19 protein-coding genes are annotated in these 24,841 nt (G+C 37.9%); 12 read left to right on the top strand and 7 right to left on the bottom strand.

The features are described from left to right. Positions 1 to 24: 24 nt before the first annotated feature. A complete protein-coding gene (locus PR809_RS00955; protein WP_102139315.1) occupies positions 25 to 1,203 on the bottom strand; it encodes an MFS transporter in 1,179 nt (392 codons plus the stop codon). 2 nt (positions 1,204 to 1,205) lie between these two features. Continuing rightward, the gene (locus PR809_RS00950; RefSeq protein WP_102139314.1) at positions 1,206 to 2,678 is read right to left on the bottom strand and encodes a tetratricopeptide repeat protein; all 1,473 of its coding nucleotides are present in this window, start codon (positions 2,676 to 2,678) and stop codon (positions 1,206 to 1,208) included. 883 nt (positions 2,679 to 3,561) lie between these two features. Here PR809_RS00950 and PR809_RS00945 point away from each other — a divergent pair. Next, complete coding sequence (locus PR809_RS00945) at positions 3,562 to 4,275, top strand: RNA polymerase sigma factor FliA (RefSeq protein WP_272524423.1); 714 nt, start codon at positions 3,562 to 3,564, stop codon at positions 4,273 to 4,275. Between the two features lie 253 nt (positions 4,276 to 4,528). Here the strand turns inward: PR809_RS00945 and PR809_RS00940 are convergent, their stop codons facing one another. Next, positions 4,529 to 4,978, bottom strand: a complete 450-nt coding sequence (locus PR809_RS00940; protein WP_102139313.1) for a GNAT family N-acetyltransferase — start codon at positions 4,976 to 4,978, stop codon at positions 4,529 to 4,531. A 209-nt stretch (positions 4,979 to 5,187) separates the two neighbouring features. Here PR809_RS00940 and cbpA point away from each other — a divergent pair, with 209 nt between their 5' ends. From cbpA to PR809_RS00910, 6 genes are all read left to right on the top strand, one after another. Then, on the top strand, positions 5,188 to 6,126 hold the full coding sequence (cbpA, locus tag PR809_RS00935; RefSeq protein WP_094961196.1) for a curved DNA-binding protein: 939 nt from the start codon (positions 5,188 to 5,190) through the stop codon (positions 6,124 to 6,126). Then, positions 6,126 to 6,419 carry a chaperone modulator CbpM gene (locus PR809_RS00930; RefSeq protein ID WP_004255543.1) on the top strand — a complete coding sequence of 98 codons (294 nt, stop codon included), beginning with the start codon at positions 6,126 to 6,128 and terminating at the stop codon, positions 6,417 to 6,419. The genes cbpA and PR809_RS00930 overlap by 1 nt, the downstream gene beginning before the upstream one ends. Positions 6,420 to 6,975: 556 nt before the next feature. Further along, positions 6,976 to 12,633, top strand: coding sequence for a two-partner secretion domain-containing protein (locus PR809_RS00925; RefSeq protein WP_206276890.1), 5,658 nt, complete (start codon positions 6,976 to 6,978; stop codon positions 12,631 to 12,633). After that, complete coding sequence (locus PR809_RS00920) at positions 12,634 to 13,143, top strand: contact-dependent growth inhibition system immunity protein (RefSeq protein ID WP_206276889.1); 510 nt, start codon at positions 12,634 to 12,636, stop codon at positions 13,141 to 13,143. After that, positions 13,122 to 13,556, top strand: coding sequence for a hypothetical protein (locus PR809_RS00915; RefSeq protein WP_195698520.1), 435 nt, complete (start codon positions 13,122 to 13,124; stop codon positions 13,554 to 13,556). Before PR809_RS00920 ends, PR809_RS00915 begins: the two co-directional genes overlap by 22 nt. A gap of 10 nt (positions 13,557 to 13,566) precedes the next feature. After that, on the top strand, positions 13,567 to 14,070 hold the full coding sequence (locus tag PR809_RS00910) for a contact-dependent growth inhibition system immunity protein (RefSeq protein WP_206276888.1): 504 nt from the start codon (positions 13,567 to 13,569) through the stop codon (positions 14,068 to 14,070). Positions 14,071 to 14,368: 298 nt separating this feature from the next. Here the strand turns inward: PR809_RS00910 and PR809_RS00905 are convergent, their stop codons facing one another. Together PR809_RS00905 and PR809_RS00900 are read right to left on the bottom strand one after the other, a co-directional pair. Then, positions 14,369 to 14,986 (bottom strand): bifunctional 4-hydroxy-2-oxoglutarate aldolase/2-dehydro-3-deoxy-phosphogluconate aldolase, encoded by a 618-nt coding sequence (locus tag PR809_RS00905; protein WP_206276887.1) that lies wholly within the window; start codon positions 14,984 to 14,986, stop codon positions 14,369 to 14,371. A gap of 12 nt (positions 14,987 to 14,998) precedes the next feature. After that, positions 14,999 to 15,958: a sugar kinase gene (locus PR809_RS00900; protein ID WP_206276886.1), complete on the bottom strand. Its 960-nt coding sequence runs from the start codon at positions 15,956 to 15,958 to the stop codon at positions 14,999 to 15,001. Between the two features lie 209 nt (positions 15,959 to 16,167). On the opposite strand from PR809_RS00900, the gene kdgR reads away from it, so the two are divergent. Beyond that, positions 16,168 to 16,950 (top strand): DNA-binding transcriptional regulator KdgR, encoded by a 783-nt coding sequence (gene kdgR / locus PR809_RS00895; protein WP_206276885.1) that lies wholly within the window; start codon positions 16,168 to 16,170, stop codon positions 16,948 to 16,950. Positions 16,951 to 17,125: 175 nt separating this feature from the next. Beyond that, positions 17,126 to 17,485 carry a hypothetical protein gene (locus tag PR809_RS00890; RefSeq protein ID WP_206276884.1) on the top strand — a complete coding sequence of 120 codons (360 nt, stop codon included), beginning with the start codon at positions 17,126 to 17,128 and terminating at the stop codon, positions 17,483 to 17,485. 52 nt (positions 17,486 to 17,537) lie between these two features. Here PR809_RS00890 and PR809_RS00885 read toward each other — a convergent pair whose 3' ends face one another. Next, entirely contained in the window at positions 17,538 to 19,580 is a 2,043-nt protein-coding gene (locus PR809_RS00885; protein WP_004255510.1) for a choline transporter, read from the bottom strand. A gap of 209 nt (positions 19,581 to 19,789) precedes the next feature. Between PR809_RS00885 and betI the strand changes: the two genes are divergently transcribed. Genes betI through betA form a run of 3 tightly spaced genes read left to right on the top strand, consistent with a single transcriptional unit; the run spans position 19,790 to position 23,612 of the window. Further along, positions 19,790 to 20,392, top strand: a complete 603-nt coding sequence (betI, locus tag PR809_RS00880; RefSeq protein WP_102139328.1) for a transcriptional regulator BetI — start codon at positions 19,790 to 19,792, stop codon at positions 20,390 to 20,392. Between the two features lie 22 nt (positions 20,393 to 20,414). Further along, the gene (gene betB / locus PR809_RS00875) at positions 20,415 to 21,893 is read left to right on the top strand and encodes a betaine-aldehyde dehydrogenase (RefSeq protein WP_102139304.1); all 1,479 of its coding nucleotides are present in this window, start codon (positions 20,415 to 20,417) and stop codon (positions 21,891 to 21,893) included. Between the two features lie 39 nt (positions 21,894 to 21,932). Beyond that, on the top strand, positions 21,933 to 23,612 hold the full coding sequence (gene betA, locus PR809_RS00870; RefSeq protein ID WP_206276883.1) for a choline dehydrogenase: 1,680 nt from the start codon (positions 21,933 to 21,935) through the stop codon (positions 23,610 to 23,612). Between the two features lie 258 nt (positions 23,613 to 23,870). Here betA and cutA read toward each other — a convergent pair whose 3' ends face one another. Further along, positions 23,871 to 24,218, bottom strand: coding sequence for a divalent-cation tolerance protein CutA (gene cutA, locus PR809_RS00865; protein WP_102139302.1), 348 nt, complete (start codon positions 24,216 to 24,218; stop codon positions 23,871 to 23,873). Between the last annotated feature and the right edge of the window lie 623 nt (positions 24,219 to 24,841).

Raw genomic sequence — 24,841 nt, 5'->3', positions numbered from 1 at the left:
ATTATTTAGACCTTGCTTTAGCATTCAGTTAAAGTCTGCATGTATTTTAGTGTTAATTTTGACACAGCTGTAAATTAATATATTTGATAACAGAATAAAAATAATAATAGCGAGAGGGGTGTTGACCAGAAAACCAGACTCATAAGCATAGGGTAGGGCAATTGCACCAAAGATATCCCCTGTCAAAAATGCGGTTTGTATTAAACCAAAAATATGCTCGGCATTTCCTTTGCGGGCGATCTCCATCTCAACCAAATTAATTAATAGTGAGCAAACGGTTCTAAACATATACATGGCAATAACCGAGATGGCGAAAACAATCGGGGAACTAAATTTTATTGACCAAAACATACCATAGAGCATCAGCATACATAAACCAGAAAAAACGAGTAATGAGATAGGTTTATCTTTGTCAGAAAAAATAAACATAAAAAGGTTCTTGAGTACTAGCCCGGTGATCACACCTAATGATAGCACTAGGCCAACATTTGTATCTGAAAAGTGCATGTTTTTTAAATACACCGGAATAATGGGTAAGATCAGTGCCCAACTGGCGCCACTGATAATAAATGCAATAAATAAAATTAAATCTGCTTTACTGAAAAAAGGGAAAAATGAAGTGGTTTTTTGGGGGGGATTCTTAGCTAATGGTGTTTTATTCAGTGGTATTTTTAATGACGGGATGGCAATTATGGCGATTAGTACCATACCTCCACTAATTAACAAAGCCGAACGATAGGGGGATTGATCTATAATCGATAAAATTGTGACTAGCCCCCCAGCAATAAAAGCCCCAAGGCTTTGTGCTACTGTGCTTAAATTATCAGTGTGCAGCAGGACTTTATTTTGTTCCTGTTTATCAATATTAAAAATCAGTGATTTTAGCGCAATAGCGATAATACTCGCACCCATCCCTGCCATCAAACCTGAAGTCACGGCGATAGCCATCCCTGTGGGATAGGCTCTAAGAACAAGGCCACATCCATACAGTAAAAAGCCCACAATTAAACCAGTCTTAGTACCAAATCGGGATAGCCCTTTGGCATAAAGTAGTGAGCACGCCCCCGCAACCGCCATCATTACGTATGAAATTGAAAATAACTTCAATTGCGCTTGCTGTTCCCAATAGATGGGTTGTAGTGTTTTGGATATCCACATCGGGAAAAGAAAGAAAAAATAAAAGAAATATATTTTGTATGTCATGCTTACATACTCAACATTTTAATATTTTCCTTTACTAAAGGATTGTTTGGAAAAATATGTTGGCATTTTAAGAGATAATTGTAGGCAGCTTTCTCTGAACTTTGAGCAATTTTTTCAGCTTGTAAAATTAACCATTCCGGGGTCATAAAAATACCTGTTCTTTGCATAAGATGATCCAGGATTTTATAATTGCTATTTAATGAAAGAATATAAGCATAATTATAGGCTGTAAGATTATCTCCTGAAATTTCCCAAGCAAGGCGAGCATGCTTTTCTGCTGAAATATAATCCTCAGATGATAAAAATGCTATGCTCATATGATAGTGGCTATCGCTATGCATTGGACTAACAGATAATGCTCTTTGAATATTTTTTATATAGCTTGTTATATTTCCTTTATCATAAAAACATATTGCTAATTCAAGATGATATTCAGGAAAAGCATAATCAATTTCAATTAATTGATTGAGATATGTTATCGCATCATCATATTTACCTAATTGTTTATAGCACAGGCATATATTATAAATAATTACGGAACGATGCATGTAGTGCATACTATGTTTGTCTGATAACTGTTGAAGTCCCCAATTAAGTAACCTTATTGCTTCATCAGCATTTCCTTCTCTAAAAAGAATAAGTCCATATCCATTTCGGTTGAACACGGTGAAAAAATTCTTTTTATCTTGTTCTAAATAATCCAACTTACCTGTCTGAATAATGTTATAAGCTTCTTGTAAGAATTGACGTCCTTTTTCGATATTACGCTTATTCGATTTATGGTGGCGAAGATATAGCATTGATAATGTATAATTCGCCTTAATAATGCTTAACGGGTTTTCCGACTCTTTACTTTTAATGTAGTAATATTCTGCCTCAATAGGTTTATTGATACAGTTTTTGATTGTGCCGATTATAAGTGCTTGTGATTTTTCGTAATTATCAAAGTACTCTAAACAGTGTTCTATCAGGTGATCTGCACTGTATATATCACCAGAATTTATAATCATCAGAATATAGGGCTGAATAATATCAATATCACCAAATTTTTCTTTTATTAATTCATTAATTAGTTTGGTTTCATTTTCAGTTAAATATATTTCTTCATTTTTAGCACAATCTACAATCAGGTTAACAGAAATGTTCATTCGATATAATGCTTGAATGAAACAATTAATCAGTGGGTATGATGAGAATTTAGCTGTAATATTGATTGTTTTAATTTCCGATGTGGCTATTTTTTTAGCTAACTCTGCAACTTTCCTAAACACCTTATCACTTAGATAGTATCTAATTTGGTCATCAGGGCTAATTCTATCTGTTAAGGACAGTTTACTCTTATCAAAATTTTCTAAGGGATAAAGAAATTTTTTATCATTGATAGTTAGTTGCTCTTGTGAAATATATCTAAGTAATATATTCCGAATGATAAGATATTCCAAAGGAATGCTTGCTGCTAGTTTGAAGTAATCCATATAATATAACCCCCTAATAAAAGGAGGTTATAACCTCCTTTTTATCAAATTACTTAGCGTTGTACATTACAGAGAAATCTATGCGTTTAGTACTTGGTTTATGTTTGATCATTTTCATAATTAACCTCTTTAATAAAAAATTTAATTTGTGATTAAACTAATGCACCGTTGCATCAGTAAATTTAAAATTACATTTGTTAAACAATTTCGTCAAATGTAAAATAGTTTGGTTTATTTCTATGAGGTTACTGCATTAACATGCTTATGGGGAAATATTAAGCTAGAATGACAATGTATGGAAAAATAAATAACTAAGAATTGGTTTGTTTTTTTGAATAAAATAAGTTTTAAACTTTTATATATTCTAATTTTTTTCATATCAGTGAGTTAATATTAAATGATCAATTAACTGAATTATTGATTTTTTAATTTAATATTTTAATATTTAATTAATGTTGAACTAGCTTGATAATTATATTCTTTAAATATAATTTATTGGACGGATTATTTTTATCACTATTATTATCCATGTCCCATACTATGTTCACATTTAAGGCTAAGCTAGCTTGTTGATAACTTCATTTTCTTTAAGGGAAATTTAACGTTTTCTAACTAAAGCTACAATCAATAACAAAGTCTAAAGCCCAAATCTGCAATTTAATGACAAAATCACCTTTCAATAAAACAACTTCTCTCACTTGTATTACCAGTAAAACTCCCTAAAAATTGTGTTAAAACAATCATTAACGTTGTGGTTATTCAAATTTTACCTATTTAGGATAAGGCAAATAAAGCTATATTTAGTGCCTTACTCTACGGATTGAATTCAAAACCAACACAGATAATGAATACCTTTTATAGAGCTTGAAGGGTGATTCAGGTTGTGAGTGATTTGTATACTGCCGAAGGTGTGATTAATAAAAATAGCCTATGGGAGCGTTATTACCCTCTAATACGCCATGAAGCCCTGAAACTGCAAGTCAGACTACCCGCCAGTGTTGATATCGACGACTTAATTCAAGCGGGGGGCATCGGTTTACTGCATGCATTGGAACGTTTCGATGTGACCCAAGGGGCGTCATTTGCCACTTATGCGGTGCAAAGAATTCGGGGTTCGATGCTAGATGAACTGCGTAGCCGTGACTGGGTGCCGCGCAGTGTGCGCCGCCAAGCGCGTGAAATGACCAAAGCCATTGGTGCGCTGGAACAATCGTTAGGGAGAAGTGCGACTGAGCCGGAAATCGCCAAAGCGCTGGATATTCACCTTGCGGAGTATCGCCAAGCATTACTGGACACCAATAATAGCCAACTGTTTTCTTATGATGAGTGGCATGAAATTCATGGGGAAAGCTGTGAGCCGCAAATGGATGAGGACGATGGCGGTAACCCGTTGAGTCTGTTGTTAGATTCCAGCTTGCGTGACCAAATTGCGGCGGCAATCAATCAGTTACCAGAACGCGAAAAAATGGTGCTGACGCTGTATTACCAAGAAGAGCTGAACCTGAAGGAGATTGGGGCGGTGCTGGAGGTGGGGGAGTCGAGGGTGAGTCAGCTTCATAGTCAGGCTGTAAAACGCCTCCGCGGCAAATTGAAGTGATGCTCGTCATACTTCGCACCACAGCGTTGTTGGCTTCACTAGTTCACCCTAGTCACATACTGATGTATGCTCCTAGGGCTAAACTAGCTAGCCGCCTAGCTGTAGCACGAATTATTTAGAGCATCAGTATTGAGATATTTTAATACTCATTTAAATTAAATTTGTTTTTATGTGTCTATGTCAGTCTTTTACTAACGAGATGAGTTGCTTATCACTCTATCATTTTCTACGTTTTTAGTAATTTTACTTTCTATTATTCATCCAGTTCTGCCGATCTAACCAAAAAATTCTCTGCCGTGGTGTGCCATGCTCTTGGGGATTGGGTGAAGCCCAGTTTTAAATATTCGGTGAGGTTGCTGTCGGTGGAGAAAAATAAAATCTGGCAATCAGCGGGGAGCTCTTCAGCGACGAGGCGCATTAATTGGCGGTCGATGCCGTGTTTTTGATACTGAGTATCAACGGCCAGTTCGCAGATATAACAGCAAGAACTAAAATCCGTTACCGTGCGGACAAAACCGACCACCTGTTCCTCATCCCATGCACTAACTAATAAATCCGCGTTATTCAGCATTGCATCTAATTGAGTAAGATTATCGGTTGTCACCATTTCTTTAAATGGTGATTGGCGAATCAATCGAACAAAATCCTCAATAGAGATGGCAAAGTTGACTTTATAGTTCAGGCGATTGGCAAGCGCATCCATAGAGTTCCCCTATTAATCAAACGACACTCTTATAGGTTTAGCCTGAAATAGCGTAAATTTCCTGTTTTTTGTGGAATTTTATCATGGCCTAGCTATTCCAATTACTGCGTAAATGTCCTAAGTTAAATTCAAGGTCGTTGTGATGTTTAACCCAATTGGGTAAATACCATAAGAATTCTATTCAACAGATAAGTGAACGAGATATGACTATGGAACTAAAGGATTATTACAGCATCATGGGTGTTAAGCGCACCGATGATTTAAAAACCATTAAGACCGCGTATCGCCGTTTAGCGCGAAAATATCACCCCGATGTCAGTAAAGAGCCAAATGCAGAAGCGCGATTTAAAGAAATTGCAGAGGCGTGGGCGGTACTCAGCGACAAAGAAAAACGCGCGGAATACGATGAAATGTGGGAGCACAGAAATGATCCCTATTTTAACCAAGCCAACCAAGGTCAACAAAGCCACACATATTCTCAGCAAGGGTTTGATGCGGGTGGTTTTGATGACATTTTTTCATCGATGTTTTCCCAACGTGCACGTGGTGGCACAAGGCAAGCACATAGTCACCGCGGACAGGACTTAGAAGTTGAACTGGCTGTTTTCCTTGAAGAAACCCAAGAACCCCATAAACGTACCATTAGCTATAACTTACCTGTCTATAACGCTTTTGGTTTTATCGAAAACGAAGTCCCTAAAACACTTAACGTGACTATCCCTGCAGGGGTGATTGACGGGCAACGTATTCGCTTAAAAGGGCAAGGCACTGCGGGGGAGAATGGCGGTGAAAATGGCGACCTATGGATAACTATCCGCATTGCACCGCATCCATTATTTGATATCAAAGGCCATGATTTAGAAGTGGTCGTGCCGCTTGCGCCATGGGAGGCAGCCCTCGGAACTAAAGTCACCATTCCAACATTAAAAGACCCGATTGTGATCACCGTTCCTGCTAATAGCCAAGCTGGCCAAAAATTACGCCTTAAAGGCAAAGGGCTGAAACATAAAGGCACAGCTGGGGATCTGTATGCGATTATAAAAATCGTGATGCCGAATAGCAGTAATGCAGAGTCGGATGCACTATGGCAGAAGTTGGCTGAGAGCCATACGCACTTTGACCCGCGTAAAAATTGGGGAGGAAAATAATGGAACAGTTAACCACATTAACCGTTATTGATTTTTGCGTTCATACCGGTATTGCTGAAGATGAATTACAGGAAATTGTCGGCCTTGGGATAATTCAACCTATTGAAACGACTAATGAATGGTTGTTTGACGACCAAGCGGTAGTCATTGTGAGAAGAGCCGTGCGTCTTTACCATGAATTAGAAATTGACTGGCCGGGCATCGCAATGGCGATGAGCCTAATGGATCAAAATGAAATACTCCGACGCGAAAATGAGATGTTGCGTTTACAGTTAAAACGTTTTATTGGTTAGTTAGCCAATAATTTAATTATTCACCACCACAAGCCTTAATAAGTAAATTAGGTTTGTGGTGGTTATAGTTGCTATTTGTTTTTTAAACTAATCATGTTTTTAATTTTTATAAGACATATAATAAATTTGATGCTTGTTTGATATATATGTCACTGTTATTTTTTCATGTTGGAACACATAGGGATATATACATGAGAAAATACTATTATCATTTTTATGAAAATAATAAGCTTGATATTCACTTTTAATAAATATGCTTATTCTTTTTTGACGTCACTATCAATTTTCAGGGATATCCATGCTCAAGATAAAAATCCAAGATTGATATCAGAATTAAATCAAAGAAAAGAATTATAAAACCAGCCGTTAAAAAAGAAGGAAGAAATGAAAATAGTATTAAAAAAATGGAATTAAACTCATCATATTTTTTAGTTAATGAAGTTAGAACACAAGGAATTCTAGCACTCCCTTGTATTATCCATCGAAATTAAAGGTAAATAATTGGTCATTACATTGGAATATTCAAGTTAACTCATAATCTATGTAGGAGAAGTTTATGGTTGAACATAAAATACCACGTTTGAAGCGTTTTATTATCTACTATCTGATGTGTTTTTTTATATTATTTCCGATTAATCCATCTTGGGGTGGTAATATTTTAGTTTCAGGGAATGACTCTTCAGTTTATCAAAAAAACAGCACCACTATTGTTAATATAGCTACTCCAAATGAAAATGGTATTTCGCATAATAAATACCAACAATTTAATGTCCTTGAAAAAGGTATTATATTAAATAATTCAAAGAATACAGTAAAAACTCAACTCGCAGGGGACATAAATGGAAACAATAGGTTAAGAGAAATTAATGCAGAACTGATTATTAATGAAGTTGTAGGAAATAGTCAGTCCCAGTTACTTGGAAAATTGGAAGTGGCGGGAAAATCTGCGAATGTGATTATAGCAAACCCAAATGGAATAACGTGCAATGGATGTAGCTTTATCAATGTTCCCGCGCTCACCCTAACAACAGGAAAACCATTTCTTGGTAGCGACGGTCAATTATCTGCTATTGAAGTAAAAAAAGGGACGATCACCATTGGCAATAAAGGAATGAATACCGAAACCCCAAATTATACGGATATTATTAGCCAAGCAATGGTTCTTAATGGACAAATTAAAGGGAAAAATGTCTCATTGATGCATGGGAATAATCGTATTGATTTCCAAAAAGGAACTGTAACATCAATTAATGGCGAAATACAAAGCCCTATTATTGCTATTGATACAAAAGCACTTGGAGTCATGTATGCTGGCCAAATAAAATTAACGAGTACAGCATCAGGTATAGGAGTCAATTTAAATAACATTCACACCACACATGGAAGCTTAATACTAACTACTGATGGAAAAATTACAACAAACGGTAATATTCAATCAAAAAATGAAATTAATGTTAGTAGTAAAGAACTCTATATTAATAAAAATTCAAAACTAAATGCGAAAAATGATATTACCCTTGCGACAAATTCTTTAGTCAATGAAGGCGAGATTATAGCAGGTAAGGATATGCGTATTTTTTCTGAAACAATTAAAAATACGGGTGAAAAAGCACTTATTCAAGCGAAAGAAAACTTGTGGATACAGAAAAATGCAATTGGAGATTTAAGTCAATCTATCGTAAACAAGTCCGCAACGATTAAAACAGAAAAGGGAGACTTGGTTGTTAGAGCGAAAGAGGTTGCAAATAACCGAAGCTTAGAGGGACTATATTTTACCGCTCAAGGTAGTGATGATAAAAAATCTGTTTTTTCCAATGATGCAGTGGGTAAGGAATTTAAAAATCCCATTATTTTAAACCCGATAAAAGAAGGAATAATAGATGATGGAGTTCTTTATTTTCTGACACATAATTATGATGTGCCCGCCTATGATTTTAGAGACTGGCAAAATAGTTATTTTGTCAATTCTGGGATTAGTGACCCAAAAAGAAACTTGGAGTTTTTAAATAGATTGCTTGGTGGTACAGTTCCCATTTCTTCCCTACCTGTTATTAACCTAGGAAATTATAAATATGCCTATAAAACCATTGGTAAAACAGGTGATATCTTGGCTGGTAAGAACTTATATATATCCGCTAATGAATTATTAAACTATGGTAGTAATATAAAATCAAAAGAAAATATGATATTGACAGGGAGGAGCTTCATAAATAGTAGTTTATTAGTTCAAAACGAACATGAGCGTTATTATAGGTTTACACCAAATGCCATGCGGAATGAATTAACATTCACAGATAGCCCTGCCATTAGCAATCAATTTATAGATTATAGTATTACTGGGTATAGACTACCTGATGAGACTTTTGCATTACGCCAAATAGACTACCCTATTTATGCTCCTGCCAGTATTTTCGCAGGTAATAATTTTATGAGTGATTTCTTAGAGGATGTGGATTTTAGATATACATCCAATGATAGAATATCACTAGGTAATGGCTTTGTTAAAGGCATTATTAATAAACCTGATTATGGCAACTCAAAAGCAAGTAAGCTATATCCATCTAATCGCTATTCTCACCTTGATTATTATGATGATGAACCTTTCATCGTTCTACCAAAAGATAAAGAAATCATTCAGGATGTACCTAATATTGTTACTGCTAAAAATGTTTTTATCAAGGGGGGGAATGTTAAAATTAATCATGGGTTAAAATCCGAACAGGATGTATATATATTTTCTAATACAAATGTTGATTTAGAAAATGCAGAAATAGATACAAAACACGATTTTATTCTTTCAGCTGATAGAAATATCGAAGTAAGGAAAAATAGCCAAGTAAATGCAAATAATGCGTTTATAAAATCTTTGCAAGGCAGTGTGTTGATTTCAAATGACACGCCTGAAAGATATTACAATAAAAATGGGAAAGCATATGAAGGAAATATTTCAGTTAAAAATGATATCTTAGTGCAAGCAAAAGGAAATGTAATTTTCCTCGATTCAGTGATAAAACCTCTAAATAATTTCTCTGTAAATGCAGGTGAAAATATATTGTTTTTGGAAAACGATATAAATACCCCTAAGATACGAGTTAAAGAGTTATGGGATAGTGAAAAATATAAAACTAACTTTAATAACTTTCTTAACAATAGAGGGAAAATACAAACAAATAAAGACTTATTGCTTCAAGCGGGTGGTAATTTATTTTCATCAGGTTATGGTTTTTATTCTAATAATAACATTAATTTTATAAATGGCTCTGAGCTTTCAATTAGACCTCGATTCTCGTCTGGTGAATATGATGCTGTTCTTACGGACACACTAGATGCATATTTTTTACCAGAAAAAGCGAATGAATTAACGCGAGTATTATCTCATTCACAAATACAGAAACTAATTGCTCCCATTTCCGCTAAAAAAGATCTCACTATGATGAGTGGTGAAGATATGGGGATTATTTCAGCTAACCTTTCGAGTGGGGGAAACATCACACTATCAGCGGGCAAACAACTTACTCTTGATTCTACATCATATTCCTTGACTGACTTTCCAACTAGGAATTTTTATGAAAGGAAAAATTTAGTCACTTCAATAGAGAGTGGTAAAGATATTGTTTTAAGTTCTGCTGGAGATTTTGTCAGTCGAGGCGCTAAGTTAGAAGCAGGTAAAAATATCACAATTACAAGTGATAATAATATCAAGTTTGAAGCATTAACAGAGGAAAGTCGAAAAAATAATACAGATAAAAGGGAACAACGTAGATCAGAAATTCATAGCGGGAAAAATATCACTTTATTGTCAAATGGTAGTACATTATTTCAAGCAACAAAACTTGCAGCGAAAGGCTTTATTGATATTGCAGCTAAGGGGGGGATCCTTTACGCACAATCTATGATTGAAACGACTAAGTGGGAGGAAGAGCGCAAATATTGCAATCGTTTTTTAGGTATAAAATCATGCTTCTGGGGTTCGACCCATGAAATAAAAAACTTTCAATCTGCTACGAATAAAGTCTCTGAATTTGTCGCAAATAAAGATATCAACTTATTTGCCAAAGACGATATCACATTAGAAGCTACAAAACTCAACACCAGACAAAATGCAAAGATAACTAGCCAGACTGGTAAGGTGAATTTTAAAGCAGTTAAAAATAGTAAGTTTGAGCAAGTCATTTCTAATTCAACTGGCTTTTATATTACTCACCGGGATAAGGGATATAAAGAGGACTCATGGGTATTACCCTCATTACATATTGGTGGTGCGTTGACTGTTGGTGCCGCGAATGGTGTGAGTGCAGATGTTAAAGCTAAAAATGCTCAAAATTTAGAAAGTGTCCTTAATGAATTAGGGAAAAGGGATGAAACTAAATGGCTAGCCAGTTTAAAAGATCGTAAAGATATCCAATGGGATATTGTTAAAGATGCTTATGAGCAATGGGATTATGAAAGTCAGCATTTAAACCCTGTAGTGTCAGCATTGATTATGATTTCAGTTGCAGCAATGACTCATGGAACGGCAACCGAGTTTGCAGCTTGGGCATCATCCGGATCTAGTGGTGTGACAGGAGGTGCAATATCCGGAGCGGCTTATAGTGGCGTGATGGCTTTATCAGCTCAAACAGCTAATGCATTGGTTGAAAATAAAGGAGATTTAACAAAAACATTTAATGCATTAGGCCGGAGCGAAACGGTTAAATCGATTATTACCCAGATGGCTGTTTCCGGCGCACTCAGTGGTTTAGATGTTCATATGGAGTGGGGAGCAGGAACTGGGGCTGAAGCGAAGCTACCTTTATTGAGTGATGGTGATTGGAGTAATGTGGCACAACGTGTTGCGGCACAATCTGTTGTTAGTTCAAGCATTAATACATCAATTCAAGGTGGCAGTTTTACTCAAAATTTAAAAAATGCATTTTTAGGTAATGTCGCTAATCAACTGAATGCAGAGGGTGCTAGGCTAATTGGCGATAATGGGCAAATTTTAGGTCAATCAGGGAAAATGCTCAGTCACGCTGCTGTGAGCGGGCTTGCTGCTGAGCTTTCAGGTAACAATACAAAAGGTGCTGTTGTTGGTGCTCTCGCTGCGGAATTTGCAGCGATTGCTCTAGATGATAATTTAATTCAGGCGCATGAATGGAAAAAGAAAGCAGAACAAAAAGCTCAAATGGCGAAAGCTTTTGGCGGATTTGCAGGTGCGATATTTACTGGCGAACCTGGAGGGGTTTATAGCGCAGCAAATAGTGCTGAGAATACTTTTCGTTATAACTATTTATCTCACAAGCAACGTGAGTTAATGGAAAAAGAGCTAGCTGCTGAGCCTAATCTTTTTAAGCGTGCTGGGATCCATATCAAATGGGGATTAGCCAGTAGTCATCAGGATGGTATTTTTGCTGCCGGTTTCGTTGCGGGAGTTCCAGCAGAGTTATGGGATACATTAAAAGATGTTGTAAATGGAACAATAAATTATGAAGAAACATGGGATGGGATACGTGCTTTATTAACAAGTGAAACAATGTTCAGTGATATAGCTGAGGGTGAAAAACAAGATATTCTAAATCGAATTAATAAAATTGAAATCGAATATCAGAAAGCTGGAGCTGATGGTGCGTTTAATGCGGGTTTAGAAACTGGTCAACTATTTACTAAGGTAGCAGGATATATTGTTACTGTTAAAAGTGCTGCTAGCATATCAGCGAATTCAGGCCGATATGTTGATGCGCTATTGAATGGTAAAAAATCTTGGCCTATTATAGATATCAAAGAAATATATAGAATTGAGCCGGACGGTAGAAAAACCTATATGGCTTTTGGAGAAGGCGTTTACAAGCAAGGCTATCCATTTGAAGATTATATTGGTGTACATAGAAATTTTAAGAAAGCAGAAAGAATGCCATATGGGTTTGAAACTTTCGATTATTTTTCAAAGGGAGAAGCTGTAAGTGTGAAAACCTTAAATACCAGTGCCAAGACATACCAAAAGCAGAATGAAATAAATCGAGTACTTAACAGCTACATTAATAAAGTAAATGATTTTAAAGGTGCTAGTAAGTCCGGCGTTGAATTGAAAAGCTCAGATATAAAAACTAAAACAATAGAGCTAGGAGTTCCAGATAAAACAACAGCATCACAATGGCTGGAAATCAATCAGTCAATAATATATGCAGCAGAAAAGAATATAAGTCTTAGAGTAATAATTGTAAAGCAAGGAGGATAGGTGAGTAATTCTTCTACTAAAGAGTCTTGGGTAAGCATTTACTTTAATGAGGAGTGTTATTTTATACATACCATTTCGCGTTATAATCTCCGTGTTTTGGACTATAAAATGCCTATTTATCATTTTTCGAAAGAGGTTGACACGCGGGAGTTAGGCAAAACAATATTTTTAGCGCTGGATAATAGTAGAATAATTGATATAAATACGCCCGAGGATATTTTTAGTCGTGATGGTGTATCTTTGGCCTATCAAAAATGGATTGATGATGGAAAAAAAATATGCAAGTCGAAAAACCGTAAAAGTTTTTTATTAAAAATGATGTTATGCCACATTTGTCGAGAGGGTGATCATATAATAATTACGCCAACACTCCATAAAAAACTAGAAACATGGACGGGGGATGGGTTTACTGAGGATGACTATATTGTTTTGTCGGATAGTGTTTCTGATGAAGAACTCGGTGAGGCCATAAAGGAAGTACTTTCTCGTTGCCGAAGTGTGGTCAAGTAAAATGTCTAGGCTGTAGTGAAGGTGTTAACAAGCAAGGCTATCCATTTGAAGATTATATTAGTAAATCTAGAAAACTAGCGGATAGTGAAAGGTTACCTGCGGGGACGGAAACATTTGACTATTTTACAAAAAATAAAGAAGCGATAAGTGTAAAAACATTAGATACGGGAGCTAAAACATATCAAAACCCAGTTAAGATCAGTTCAAAAATAAACGGATATATAAATGATGTGGTTAATTTCAAAGGAATAAACAGCATTAAATTTAAGCTTGAAAAGTCAAGTGTAAAAAATAAAACGATAGAGTTAGCTATACCGTGTAAAACTACTCCAGCACAATGGATTGAAATTAATAAATCAATAATTTACGCTAATGATAAAAACATAAAACTTAATATAACGGTTGTTAAGTAAGGAAAAATATATGTTTGATTATGATTCCGGGGATAATGTATCAATCCGAGTTAACGAACGATTTTATTTTATATTTGTTCTTTCGGGATATCATTTTTTTGTTAGAGATAATGAGACGCCCGTTTATTGTTTGGAAAAAGATACTACTGAAGAAAAGTTAGGTGAAATGTTAAAGTTAGCATTAAGTCAGTGTCGAATTATAGATCCGTATGAAAATTCTGATTTTTTTGATAGAAAGAGGATTGATGAAGACTATAAAGAGTGGGTTGGTGATGTGTTAATTAGATGTAAGTTTAAAAGTATAAAATCACTTTTTTTAAATATGATGTCATGCAGTATTAAACGAATTAATGGTAACATTATATTGCAACCTAGTTTGCATAAAAAACTAAAAGATTGGACGAGAGATGGATATAGTGATGATGATGATATTATTTTACCGGATACAGTAACAAACGCAGAATTAGGTGAAGCCATAAAGGAAGTACTTTCTCGTTGCCGAAGTGTTATTTGAATTTTATATTATTAGATAGTTAATAAGATTTTTAATGGGGTATATAAGTAGTATTAATAAAATAAACTTTATTGGTTTTCTTCTGCGAAAATAAAATGTATGCAGTTTCATTCAACTCTTATTTATTTGTAAATTATTTAAATAAATCTAAAAGCTAAGTTATTAGTAAATTGTATTATATTCTTTGACTAATTTGATAAAGCTAATAATTAAACAATATTTTAATGAACACGAACAACAAAAAAGCCCTTACCATCCAGTAAGGGCGCAATAACAACAACGAGATTTTTATTGTTAATTAAATAGTTGCGGCTTCGGCAATGAGTTTGCCGAGCTCTTGCCAGTTTTCACTGTCAATTAATTCATTCGGTACCATCCATGAACCGCCGCACACTAATACAGAAGGTAATGCGGTGTATTCTTTAATGTTTTTCACACCGATACCGCCAGTTGGCATAAATTTAACCGGGTAAACCGCGCTGAGGGCTTTGAGCATGGCAACTCCGCCAGAGGCTTCAGCTGGGAAGAATTTTAATGTGGTGAGGTTAAATTCAAGGGCTTGCTCTACTAAGCTTGGACTATTGACCCCAGGAATGATAATCACGTTCTTTTGTTGGCAATAAGCCACAATTTTCGGGTTAAAGCCCGGGCTGACGATAAAATCCACACCCGCTTCAATGGCTTGGTCAACTTGCGCTGTGGTTAATACCGTACCTGCGGCAATCAGTAATTCAGGGTAGGCCGCGCGCATATTTTTAATTGCTTGTACCGCTGCAGGGGTGCGGAAGGTGACCTCTGCACATGGCAGTCCATTTTCCACTAAAGCTTTTGCTAATGGCGCACCATGCTCTGCATTATTAATGGTGATAACAGGAACAACATTGAGTTTCTTAATTCTTTCAAGTAATTGATTCATGGTTAAAGCCTCTTAACATTTTACTAAAGCAGTGGTTGGCATGGCCTCGGATGGAATAATCGCTCCCCGGTGTTGGATGACGGTTCCAGCCAGTAAATGACCTGTTTTTGCTGCTTCACATGGGCTGCCACCGACGATGCGACAAGCAAGGTAGCCGGCACTAAAGGAATCCCCTGCGGCAGTGGTATCAACAACATGGCTTATTTTATTCGCAGGGACTTCAATACGTTCGTTATCAATAACGACGAAGCAAGCCTCAGCACCGCGCTTGATCACTATTTCGTTCACGCCATATTGTTGGGTACGTGCAATTGCATCATTTTCATGAATGTCACCATAAAGCAACTGTTCGTCATCAAAGGTCAAAAAAGCGATGTCGGTTAAAGTGAGAATTTGCTGATAAGCTTGTTGAGCGGCTTGTTTTGAAGGCCAAAGCGCAGGGCGATAGTTATTATCGAAGACAATTTTAGCGCCGTGTTGTTTAGCATGTTGTAACATTTCAAATAACAACTGACGTGAGGCGTCAGGTAAAATGGCTAAGCTAATGCCACTTAAGTAGATAAATTGTTGTGAATTAAGTACTTGCTGTGTGTGGGCTTTGCTATTGCTATCAAGACAGACGGCATCAAGCCAAAATTTTGCCGCGGCATTATCTCGCCAATAGAAAAAGCGACGTTCGCCATCAGCGGAGGTTTCGATTAAATACATCCCAGGCAAATGTTTGTCCGAAATAAAGACTTCTTCAGTATTGATGCCTTCTTGTTGCCAACTGCTTAGCATTTGCTGGCTGAATGGGTCTTTACCTAAACCGGTGATGTAACGGGTTGTCACGCCATGGTCTTTTGTTAAACGAGACAGGTATAGTGCGGTATTGAGTGTATCCCCACCAAACGTTTGTCTATAAAGTTCACCCGATTTTTGCAACTCAACCATGCATTCACCAATAACGGCAACTTGCGGATGTGTATTCATTTTCACCACCTGCGCGATTACGACTTAATAAACTATTGCTGACTTAATGATGCTATTAAAACCCATTTCAAATAGAACTTCAATGAAAATGAAACGCCGTTTTAAAAATATTAAATCACCGTTCTTGTTTTTATCATGATAGCCACTTATGCTATCCGCTGGGGTGTAATGTCGATATCAATTTATAGTTATAGGATGATGGAAAAGTAATGGATAAAACGACTCAAACGGATGCTGTTTCAGCAGTGGTTAAGGTATTTAGCATTCTTAGCGCCCTTGGTGAGCAAAAAGAGATTGGTGTATCTGAGCTTTCACAGCGTTTATTGATGTCAAAAGCCACGACATTTCGTTTTCTGCAAACGATGAAACAGCTAGGCTATGTGGATCAAGAAGGTGAAGCGGATAAGTATTCCCTAACATTGAAATTATTCGAGTTGGGAGCGAAATCCCTTGAGTATGTGGATTTAATTGAAATTGCAGATACAGAAATGCGTCGTATTGGCCAATTAACCCATGAAGCGGTGCATTTGGGCGCTTTAGATGAAGATGCCATTATTTATATCCATAAAATCGACTCGAGTTATAATTTACGCATGTATTCACGGGTTGGGCGTCGTAACCCATTGTATTGCACAGCAATCGGTAAGATTTTACTCGCTTGGCAAGATGAAGGAGCCATTCGTTTAGCATTGAAAAACGAAACTTTTAGCCAAAAAACGGCAACAACGATTTTAACGTTAGAAGACCTGCTGGTGGAATTAGCCACAGTTCGTGAATGCCATTATGCGCAAGACAGAGAAGAGCAAGAGCTAGGTCTGCGCTGTATTGCTGTGCCAGTGTATGACCGGTTAGGCCATGTGGTTGCAGGGCTATCGATTTCGTTCCCAACGATTCGTTTTGATGAGCAGCGTATTGGTGACTACGTCCAATTACTGAAAACAGCGGGTCGTAATATTTCAGAGAAAATGGGCTATCACCAATATCCATTATAGGGGTGATATAACAGGATTAAGCCAGTTTTAATGATGTATCAATCAATTGATTTAATAACCTATGTAAATTATTTATTTGAATATTAAGGTGTTATAAATTTCACTTATTATTATCCAACACCATGTGTTGCTGCTGACATATAATATTTACTTATGAACACAGTAGGAAATAGATATGTTTAAAAAGGTTATTGTTGTTATTTTTCTTTGTTTCACTTCTTATGGCTTTGCCAGCGACTTTACATTTAAAGAAAAGTCACCCGCTGATCGCGAGTTTAGTCAAGACTACCAAGGAATTAAAAAATTACAGACACAACAAAAGTTTGTCTTTGATCCCAAAAAGAAACTTCCACAAGGAGAACAAAGTTATCAAGCTTTGTTAGAACAGCGAAATGCAGATGAAAATGCGTTTTCAAAACATTTTAATGTGTGTGATGTTAACCCGACGGGAGCAGGGTGCCCTAATTCAATGGCTTGGATGAATGACCGCCAGCAAATGAAAAAAATGCTAGAGCAAGCGGGCCGCCCATATTGATGCGTTGTTCATCTGTTGACTCTAAGGGAGCATCGCCCCCTTAGAGTTCAAACTAGACAGATTCAGGGAATGTTAAGGTTGCACCGGGGGCTTCACGGCTTAAATGAATGAAATTCATATGTTTTTCATATTGGTCTAGAATATCGCTAATCACTTGTTCTTTGGTGTAATCCATTAAATCATTCCCTTGTGAGCCTTCCCATAAGAAGGTTTCTAAGCGGTAATAATGGGATTTCCCTGAACGTGCGCGATAGGTAAAACCGGGAACTGAATAGCGCTGTGGCCACACTTGGTAAATAAAGCTTTGTTCTTCACCTAGGTCGACTGTTAATTCTAAATGGTCTAATCGCTCATCAGCAATGGGTGGTAAGGTGTTAAATTCCACTTTTGCTCCCCTTAAACTGAGCTCTTTTGCCACTTCTTGCATGGCAGGAATGCAGACCAAATCAAGCATCCGCTGGGTATAAGTCGTTCCCGGGAAATTCATCACTCGTCCCAAACGCTGTTTCCAATTCAGTGTTCCGTTACCATATAGTGGTGCAGGGGCATTGGTATTTAGCGAACTAACGCGTCTAAAGTCCTCAACTTTTAATGACTTATATAGCCCAGCCATAATAAAGAAGATAACAAAACTAAAGGGCAAGCCCATGATCACCGTCGTATTTTGTAACGCAGCGACGCCATCCGTCATTAACATCCCTAAGGTAAGTAAGCCAATTGCGACAGACCAGAAAATTCGCAACCAATTAGGGGCGTCATTGTTAATATCACTGAGTTTTGAGGTGAAATTGCCTAATACTAATGAGCCGGAGTCAGCAGAGGTGACATAGAACAACAGCCCAGTAATGGTTGCAACAGAAGCGGTTAGGCCAAAGCCGGGGTAAAGTTCAAGTAGTGAATAGAAGCCTTTTTCGGGGGCGTCGAGGACGGTTTTTGCAAGTTCACTATTGCCGTGAATGATTTCATACAATGCACTATTACCAAAAATAGATAGCCATAATAGTGTGAAAACAAATGGAATAATTAATGTGCCAATCACAAATTGTCGAATAGTCCGGCCGCGAGAAATACGAGCAAGGAATAACCCAACAAATGGTGACCATGCTACCCACCATGCCCAGAAAAACAGCGTCCAGCTATTCATCCAATCCGTTGGGCGGTCAAAGGCAAAGCTATTGAGGGTCATACCCATAAAGCGGTTGATATAGTCCCCCACATTCAGCACTAAGGCATTGAGTAAGAACTCAGTATCGCCGACAAATAAGATAAATAAAATCAAACCAAATGCTAACAGCACATTGAGCTCGGATAACACCCGAATGCCTTTATTTACCCCTGATGTGGCGGAGATCACGGCCATAATCACCGATAGCAGGATCAACCCACTTTGCACGGGGAGCCCTTGAGGTAAGTCGAATAATACTTTGAGGCCATAATTCAGCTGAACAACCCCAATCCCCAACGTTGTTGCGATACCAAAAATCGTCCCTAATACCGCAGCAATATCCACAGTATGGCCAATTGGGCCGTCAATTCGTTTACCAAATATTGGATAAAGTGCAGAGCGAATGGTCAGCGGCAAGTTATAACGATAACTGAAATAACCCAGTGCAATTCCCATTAAGGCATACATAGACCAGCCCGTTAGGCCATAGTGGAACAGTGTCCACACCATCGCCTGACGAGCTGCTTCTAAGGTTTCGCCTTCGCCTGTTGGCGGCAGCATATATTGGGTGACCGGCTCAGCGACGGAGAAAAACATTAAATCGATACCAATTCCTGCGGCGAATAGCATCGCAGACCAACTGAGTACGCTAAATTCAGGTTTAGATTGTTCAGGGCCGAGTTTGATATTACCAAAGCGTGAGGTAGCAACGAAAATGACAAAAACAATATAAAGCGTTGCTGCTAGCAGGTAATACCAACCAAAGGTTTTAGATACCCAGCCAAGGGCGGCAACGATCCACTGATTTGCTGTTTCGGTCATCAAGATGGTGAAAAAAGAAAACGCCAGAATAAGACCGGCGGAAGTAAAAAAAACCACAGAATTCAGTTTATCCTTCTGCTTATTCTTTGGACTATTTTGAGTTGTCATTGGACATTCCACATTTTTATTTATTTAACAGGTTAAAATTACTTTCTAAGCTAATTGATTGATTTATTAGCCAAGATTTGGTTTTTGTTATCTTCTCTCTTATGTTAATTGTGAATGAATTGTTGTAAACAATAGTTAATATTGATTGAACATTCAATCAAAAAAACGTTTAATACAAGGGATCAATGTATTTTTTAGGTTCAAATACCATGCCGAAGATAGGAATGCAGTCGATACGTAAACAACAGTTAATTCAAGCCACATTGGCTGTGATTAATGAAGTTGGAATGCAGGAAGCTAGTTTTGTGTTAATTGCCCGTAAAGCCGGGGTCTCTACAGGGATCATTAGCCATTATTTCCGTGATAAAAATGGCTTGCTTGAAGCCACTATGCGCCATATTCAATACCAACTAGGGTTTGCGGTTGCAATACGTTTACGGATGTTGACCGGAGCGGAGCCAAAACTACGAATTCAGGCAATTGTTGAGGGCAACTTCGACCCAACGCAAACCAGTGAGGCCGCGATGAAAACGTGGCTAGCCTTTTGGGCGAGTAGTATGCATCAACCGAATTTAAACCGTTTACAGCAGGTTAATGACCGACGCTTGTATTCAAACTTAAGCTATGAGTTTGGGCGGGTGTTAAACAAGGCGGATGCGCGGATGGCAGCGAAGGGGCTGGCGGCTTTAATTGATGGCCTATGGCTACGTAGTGCTTTGAGTAATGAACAATTCCCTGTTAAGGATGCACTCAAAATCACTAACGAATATATCGATATGCAACTACAACGTGCTGAGGTTTTAGAAACCTAATAACCAATTCAGAGGAGATAATATGCAACATCCACCGATACATAAGCTTTATATTCATGGTGGTTATGTCGACAGTTCACAACCTGAATGCGGGCAATTTCCTGCAATCAACCCTGCAAATGGCGAAACTATCGCAAATCTGCAATCTGCGACCCTTGAAGATATTCAATGGGCGGTAGAAAGCGCCAAACAAGGCCAGAAAGTTTGGGCGGCAATGACCGCGATGGAACGCTCACGTATTTTACGCCGTGCGGTGGATATTTTACGGGAACGTAACGACGAGTTGGCTTATCTCGAAACTCTTGATACGGGCAAACCGCTTTCTGAAACTCGTTATGTGGATATCGTCACAGGGGCAGATGTCCTTGAATACTATGCAGGTTTAATCCCTATGCTGGAAGGGCAGCAGATCCCTTTGCGTGACAGCGCATTTGCTTATACCCGCCGTGAACCGCTGGGTGTTGTGGCAGGGATTGGCGCATGGAATTACCCTATCCAAATTGCGCTATGGAAATCAGCACCTGCTCTGGCTGCGGGTAATGCCATGGTGTTCAAACCCAGTGAAGTCACGTCGTTAACCGCATTAAAGTTAGCTGAAATTTATACTGAAGCGGGTGTGCCAGCCGGGGTGTTTAACGTGGTGACAGGCCAAGGCGGTGAAGTGGGGCAATGGTTAACGGAGCACCCTGATATTGCCAAAGTTTCATTCACTGGGGGGATCGCAACGGGTAAAAAAGTGATGGCGAATGCGTCAGCCTCTTCTTTAAAAGAGGTGACGATGGAACTAGGCGGTAAATCACCTCTAATTATTTTTGATGATGCAGATTTAGATAAAGCTGCAGATATCGCCATGATGGCGAATTTTTATAGTTCCGGCCAAGTGTGTACCAATGGAACACGGGTTTTTGTGCCAGGATCGCTCAAATCACAGTTTGAAGACAAGATCACTGAACGTGTGGCGCGCATTAAAATAGGTTCCCCCATTGACGATAATACTAACTTTGGGCCATTAGTCAGTTTTGCTCATATGGAAAATGTGTTGCGTTATATTGCGTTAGGCAAACAGCAAGGTGCGAAATTATTGTGCGGAGGTGAACGCTTGATGGATGGCGATTTCGCTCAGGGAGCGTATGTTGCACCAACGGTATTTACTGATTGCAATGATGAAATGCAAATCACGCAGGAAGAAATTTTTGGTCCTGTCATGAGTATTTTAAGTTATCAATCGGAAGATGAAGTGATTGCCCGTGCAAACAACAGTGTATATGGGCTTGCTGCAGGGGTTGTGACACAGGATCTAACGCGTGCGCATCGTGTTATCCATCAATTAGAAGCTGGGATTTGCTGGATCAATACATGGGGTGAATCACCCGCTCAAATGCCAGTAGGGGGATATAAGCATTCCGGTGTTGGCCGTGAAAATGGCGTAATGACATTGCAAAATTATACACAAGTGAAATCTATTCAAGTGGAATTGGGGGAATTTGCATCCGTTTTTTAATCACATCATTTTAATTTGACTGAAACAGAGGAGATAACAATGGTCTATGACTATATTATTATCGGTGCTGGTTCAGCCGGTAACGTTCTTGCTACCCGCCTGACAGAAGATCCAGATGTTACTGTGCTGCTCCTTGAAGCAGGAGGACCGGACTACCGGTTCGACTTTCGCACACAAATGCCAGCGGCATTAGCCTACCCGTTACAGGGGCGACGTTATAATTGGGCTTATGAAACTGATCCTGAACCGCATATGAATAACCGACGAATGGAGTGTGGTAGAGGGAAGGGGCTCGGAGGCTCATCATTAATTAATGGGATGTGTTATATCCGAGGGAATGCCCTAGACTTTGACGGCTGGGCTGAAGCACCTGGCTTAGAAGACTGGCGTTATCTCGATTGCTTACCTTATTTTAGAAAAGCAGAAACGCGTGATATTGGCCCTAATGATTACCATGGTGGAGATGGCCCAGTCAGTGTGACAACACCGAAGAATGGCAATAATGTGCTATTTCATGCGATGGTGGAAGCCGGTGTACAAGCAGGGTATCCACAAACAGATGATTTAAATGGGATCCAACAAGAGGGTTTTGGCCCGATGGATCGCACAGTCACTCCTCAAGGGCGACGAGCAAGTACAGCAAGAGGGTATTTGGACCAAGCGAAAAAGCGCCACAATTTAACTATTCTTACGCATGCCACTACGGATACCATTGAGTTTGAAGGGAAAAAAGCGGTTGGTGTTAAATATTATCAAGGTAATAGCACTACGCCTACGGTAGTGAAGGCGCGCAAAGAGGTTCTTTTATGTGCAGGCGCGATCGCATCTCCACAAATTTTACAGCGTTCTGGTGTTGGGCCTGCGGATGTTTTGGCTGAGTTCAATATTCCAGCTGTGCACGTTTTACCTGGTGTAGGGCAAAACTTGCAAGATCACCTTGAAATGTATTTGCAATATGAATGCAAACAACCAGTTTCACTATATCCAGCCTTAAAATGGATAAATCAACCCAAAATAGGCGCTGAATGGCTATTTAAAGGGACAGGAATTGGCGCAAGCAACCAATTTGAAGCCGGCGGGTTTATCCGCACCAGTGAAAAATTTGCTTGGCCAAATATTCAATTTCACTTTTTGCCTGTGGCGATTAACTATAACGGTAGTAATGCCGTTAATCAGCATGGTTTTCAAGCCCATGTAGGTTCAATGCGTTCGCCGAGCCGAGGGCGAGTTCGTTTGAAATCATTAGACCCAAGGCAGCATCCGAGTATTTTATTTAATTACATGTCATCGGAGCAGGATTGGGAAGAGTTTCGTGCTGCTATTCGTATTACCCGTGAAATTATGGCTCAGCCAGCACTTGACCCATATCGTGGGGAAGAAATCAGCCCCGGTAAACAGATTAGTACTGATGAAGAGCTAGATACATTTGTCCGTGAGAGAGCAGAAACCGCTTTTCACCCCTGTGGATCCTGTAAAATGGGGCACGATGATATGGCGGTAGTGGATGGTGCAGGGCGAGTTCATGGTATTGAAAATTTACGAGTTATCGACGCATCAATTATGCCGCTGATTATTACGGGGAATTTAAATGCAACGACTATCATGATCGCGGAGAAAATCGCCGATAAAATTCGAAATCGGTCTCCGTTGCCCACAAGCGATGCAGATTATTATGTCGCAGGTGGTAGGCCAGTGAGAAATCAGCCCTTAAGGGGCTAGTTTTTCCACGAAGATTTCACGTACAAAGCGATTGATATTTATATCAGTCGCTTTTTTAGCTAGACAGAATATGTGTTAGCTAATTTTTAGACAAAAAAAACCTCCAAATATTAAGGAGGGAAAATAAATATAAAGCGAGCTTATTTATATAGCATTAATTTACGGTAAACCATAGCCGACCAGTTGAATTTATTTATACAAAATGATTCTAGCTCACAATTTATAACGTTATAGTTATTAAATTCAGATTAATACCTATTATTTAACGGAGCTAATCAGCCATTGTAGATAATTATCTTCAATTTGGCTTGGGTCTAAGCGAATGAGTTCTGGAGTTTTATATGGGTGTACTTCTTTTATTGCATTAAACAAATTGAGTTGATTCCCTTGGGTTGTTTTGATCAAGAGTAAGATCTCCTTATCTTGCGTGATATTACCATGCCATAGATAAACAGATGTTATTTCAGGGAGTAAAGAAACACATGCAGCTAAACGATTGGCTAGTAAATGTTGGGTAATTTTAATTGCACTTTCATGGCTATTAGTCGTGCATAACACAATACATGGGCGTTGAGCATTTGTGGAGTAAATTTGTTCAGTAGACATTTCATTTCCTTCTTAGTCATATTTGGATGTGTTTTATTGCTCATATTTATAGATTAGGAATAAAAATTGTATTGGGAAAAAGCATAATCACTATAAGTGTTTTTTAGCATGATCAGATTAGATAATAACTAATGATAATTAAGTAGAAGGTATTGCTTCAATAGTGGGTTGCTCGTTTTTTAAGCAAAAATTACCATTGTTATAATTTTTTATATATTCAATATAATTTAGAATATTTCTTGGTTTTATTTTATTAATTCGATTCAGCAAGCATAAATTGAGGGTAAACTATAAAAATAATTGAAATTTTAGTATATTAAGAAACAAATTAGATTATGTGATAAATGTGAGTGTATGTGTTGCTAGCCTAGTAATAGAACAAATAATAAGCCCAGTTTTATTTTTACCCTTATTAATATAAGTGTAGGCTTACCTTTTTGTGCGAAAAATATGAAAGGTTAATCACTGAAATAATATATTACGTTTAGTTACAAAATAAATTACATTTTTTTATAAAAGAATCTACGTACTGATAAATATCAAGGTTTTTGAGCTATATATTGTTAATCTAAAGATAAAATTAGAATATATAACTGAAATTACTCTGTATTTCCATCTTTAAA

This window comes from Providencia sp. PROV201 (genome assembly GCF_028479545.1).
Taxonomy (GTDB): Bacteria; Pseudomonadota; Gammaproteobacteria; order Enterobacterales; family Enterobacteriaceae; genus Providencia; species Providencia huaxiensis.
Note: the sequence above shows the minus strand (reverse complement) of the source record. Positions and strands in the feature narration are given on the sequence as shown.

What these genes read in the sequence shown, in the direction of transcription:
- PR809_RS00955 (WP_102139315.1), bottom strand. Translation starts at nt 1,203, where the DNA reads ATGACATACAAAATATATTTCTTTTATTTTTTCTTTCTTTTCCCGATG.
- cutA (WP_102139302.1), bottom strand. Translation starts at nt 24,218, where the DNA reads ATGTCTACTGAACAAATTTACTCCACAAATGCTCAACGCCCATGTATT.
- kdgR (WP_206276885.1), top strand. Translation starts at nt 16,168, where the DNA reads ATGGATAAAACGACTCAAACGGATGCTGTTTCAGCAGTGGTTAAGGTA.
- PR809_RS00925 (WP_206276890.1), top strand. Translation starts at nt 6,976, where the DNA reads ATGGTTGAACATAAAATACCACGTTTGAAGCGTTTTATTATCTACTAT.
- PR809_RS00910 (WP_206276888.1), top strand. Translation starts at nt 13,567, where the DNA reads ATGTTTGATTATGATTCCGGGGATAATGTATCAATCCGAGTTAACGAA.
- cbpA (WP_094961196.1), top strand. Translation starts at nt 5,188, where the DNA reads ATGGAACTAAAGGATTATTACAGCATCATGGGTGTTAAGCGCACCGAT.
- PR809_RS00950 (WP_102139314.1), bottom strand. Translation starts at nt 2,678, where the DNA reads ATGGATTACTTCAAACTAGCAGCAAGCATTCCTTTGGAATATCTTATC.
- PR809_RS00905 (WP_206276887.1), bottom strand. Translation starts at nt 14,986, where the DNA reads ATGAATCAATTACTTGAAAGAATTAAGAAACTCAATGTTGTTCCTGTT.
- betA (WP_206276883.1), top strand. Translation starts at nt 21,933, where the DNA reads ATGGTCTATGACTATATTATTATCGGTGCTGGTTCAGCCGGTAACGTT.
- PR809_RS00940 (WP_102139313.1), bottom strand. Translation starts at nt 4,978, where the DNA reads ATGGATGCGCTTGCCAATCGCCTGAACTATAAAGTCAACTTTGCCATC.
- PR809_RS00885 (WP_004255510.1), bottom strand. Translation starts at nt 19,580, where the DNA reads ATGACAACTCAAAATAGTCCAAAGAATAAGCAGAAGGATAAACTGAAT.
- PR809_RS00890 (WP_206276884.1), top strand. Translation starts at nt 17,126, where the DNA reads ATGTTTAAAAAGGTTATTGTTGTTATTTTTCTTTGTTTCACTTCTTAT.
- PR809_RS00900 (WP_206276886.1), bottom strand. Translation starts at nt 15,958, where the DNA reads ATGAATACACATCCGCAAGTTGCCGTTATTGGTGAATGCATGGTTGAG.
- PR809_RS00930 (WP_004255543.1), top strand. Translation starts at nt 6,126, where the DNA reads ATGGAACAGTTAACCACATTAACCGTTATTGATTTTTGCGTTCATACC.
- betB (WP_102139304.1), top strand. Translation starts at nt 20,415, where the DNA reads ATGCAACATCCACCGATACATAAGCTTTATATTCATGGTGGTTATGTC.
- betI (WP_102139328.1), top strand. Translation starts at nt 19,790, where the DNA reads ATGCCGAAGATAGGAATGCAGTCGATACGTAAACAACAGTTAATTCAA.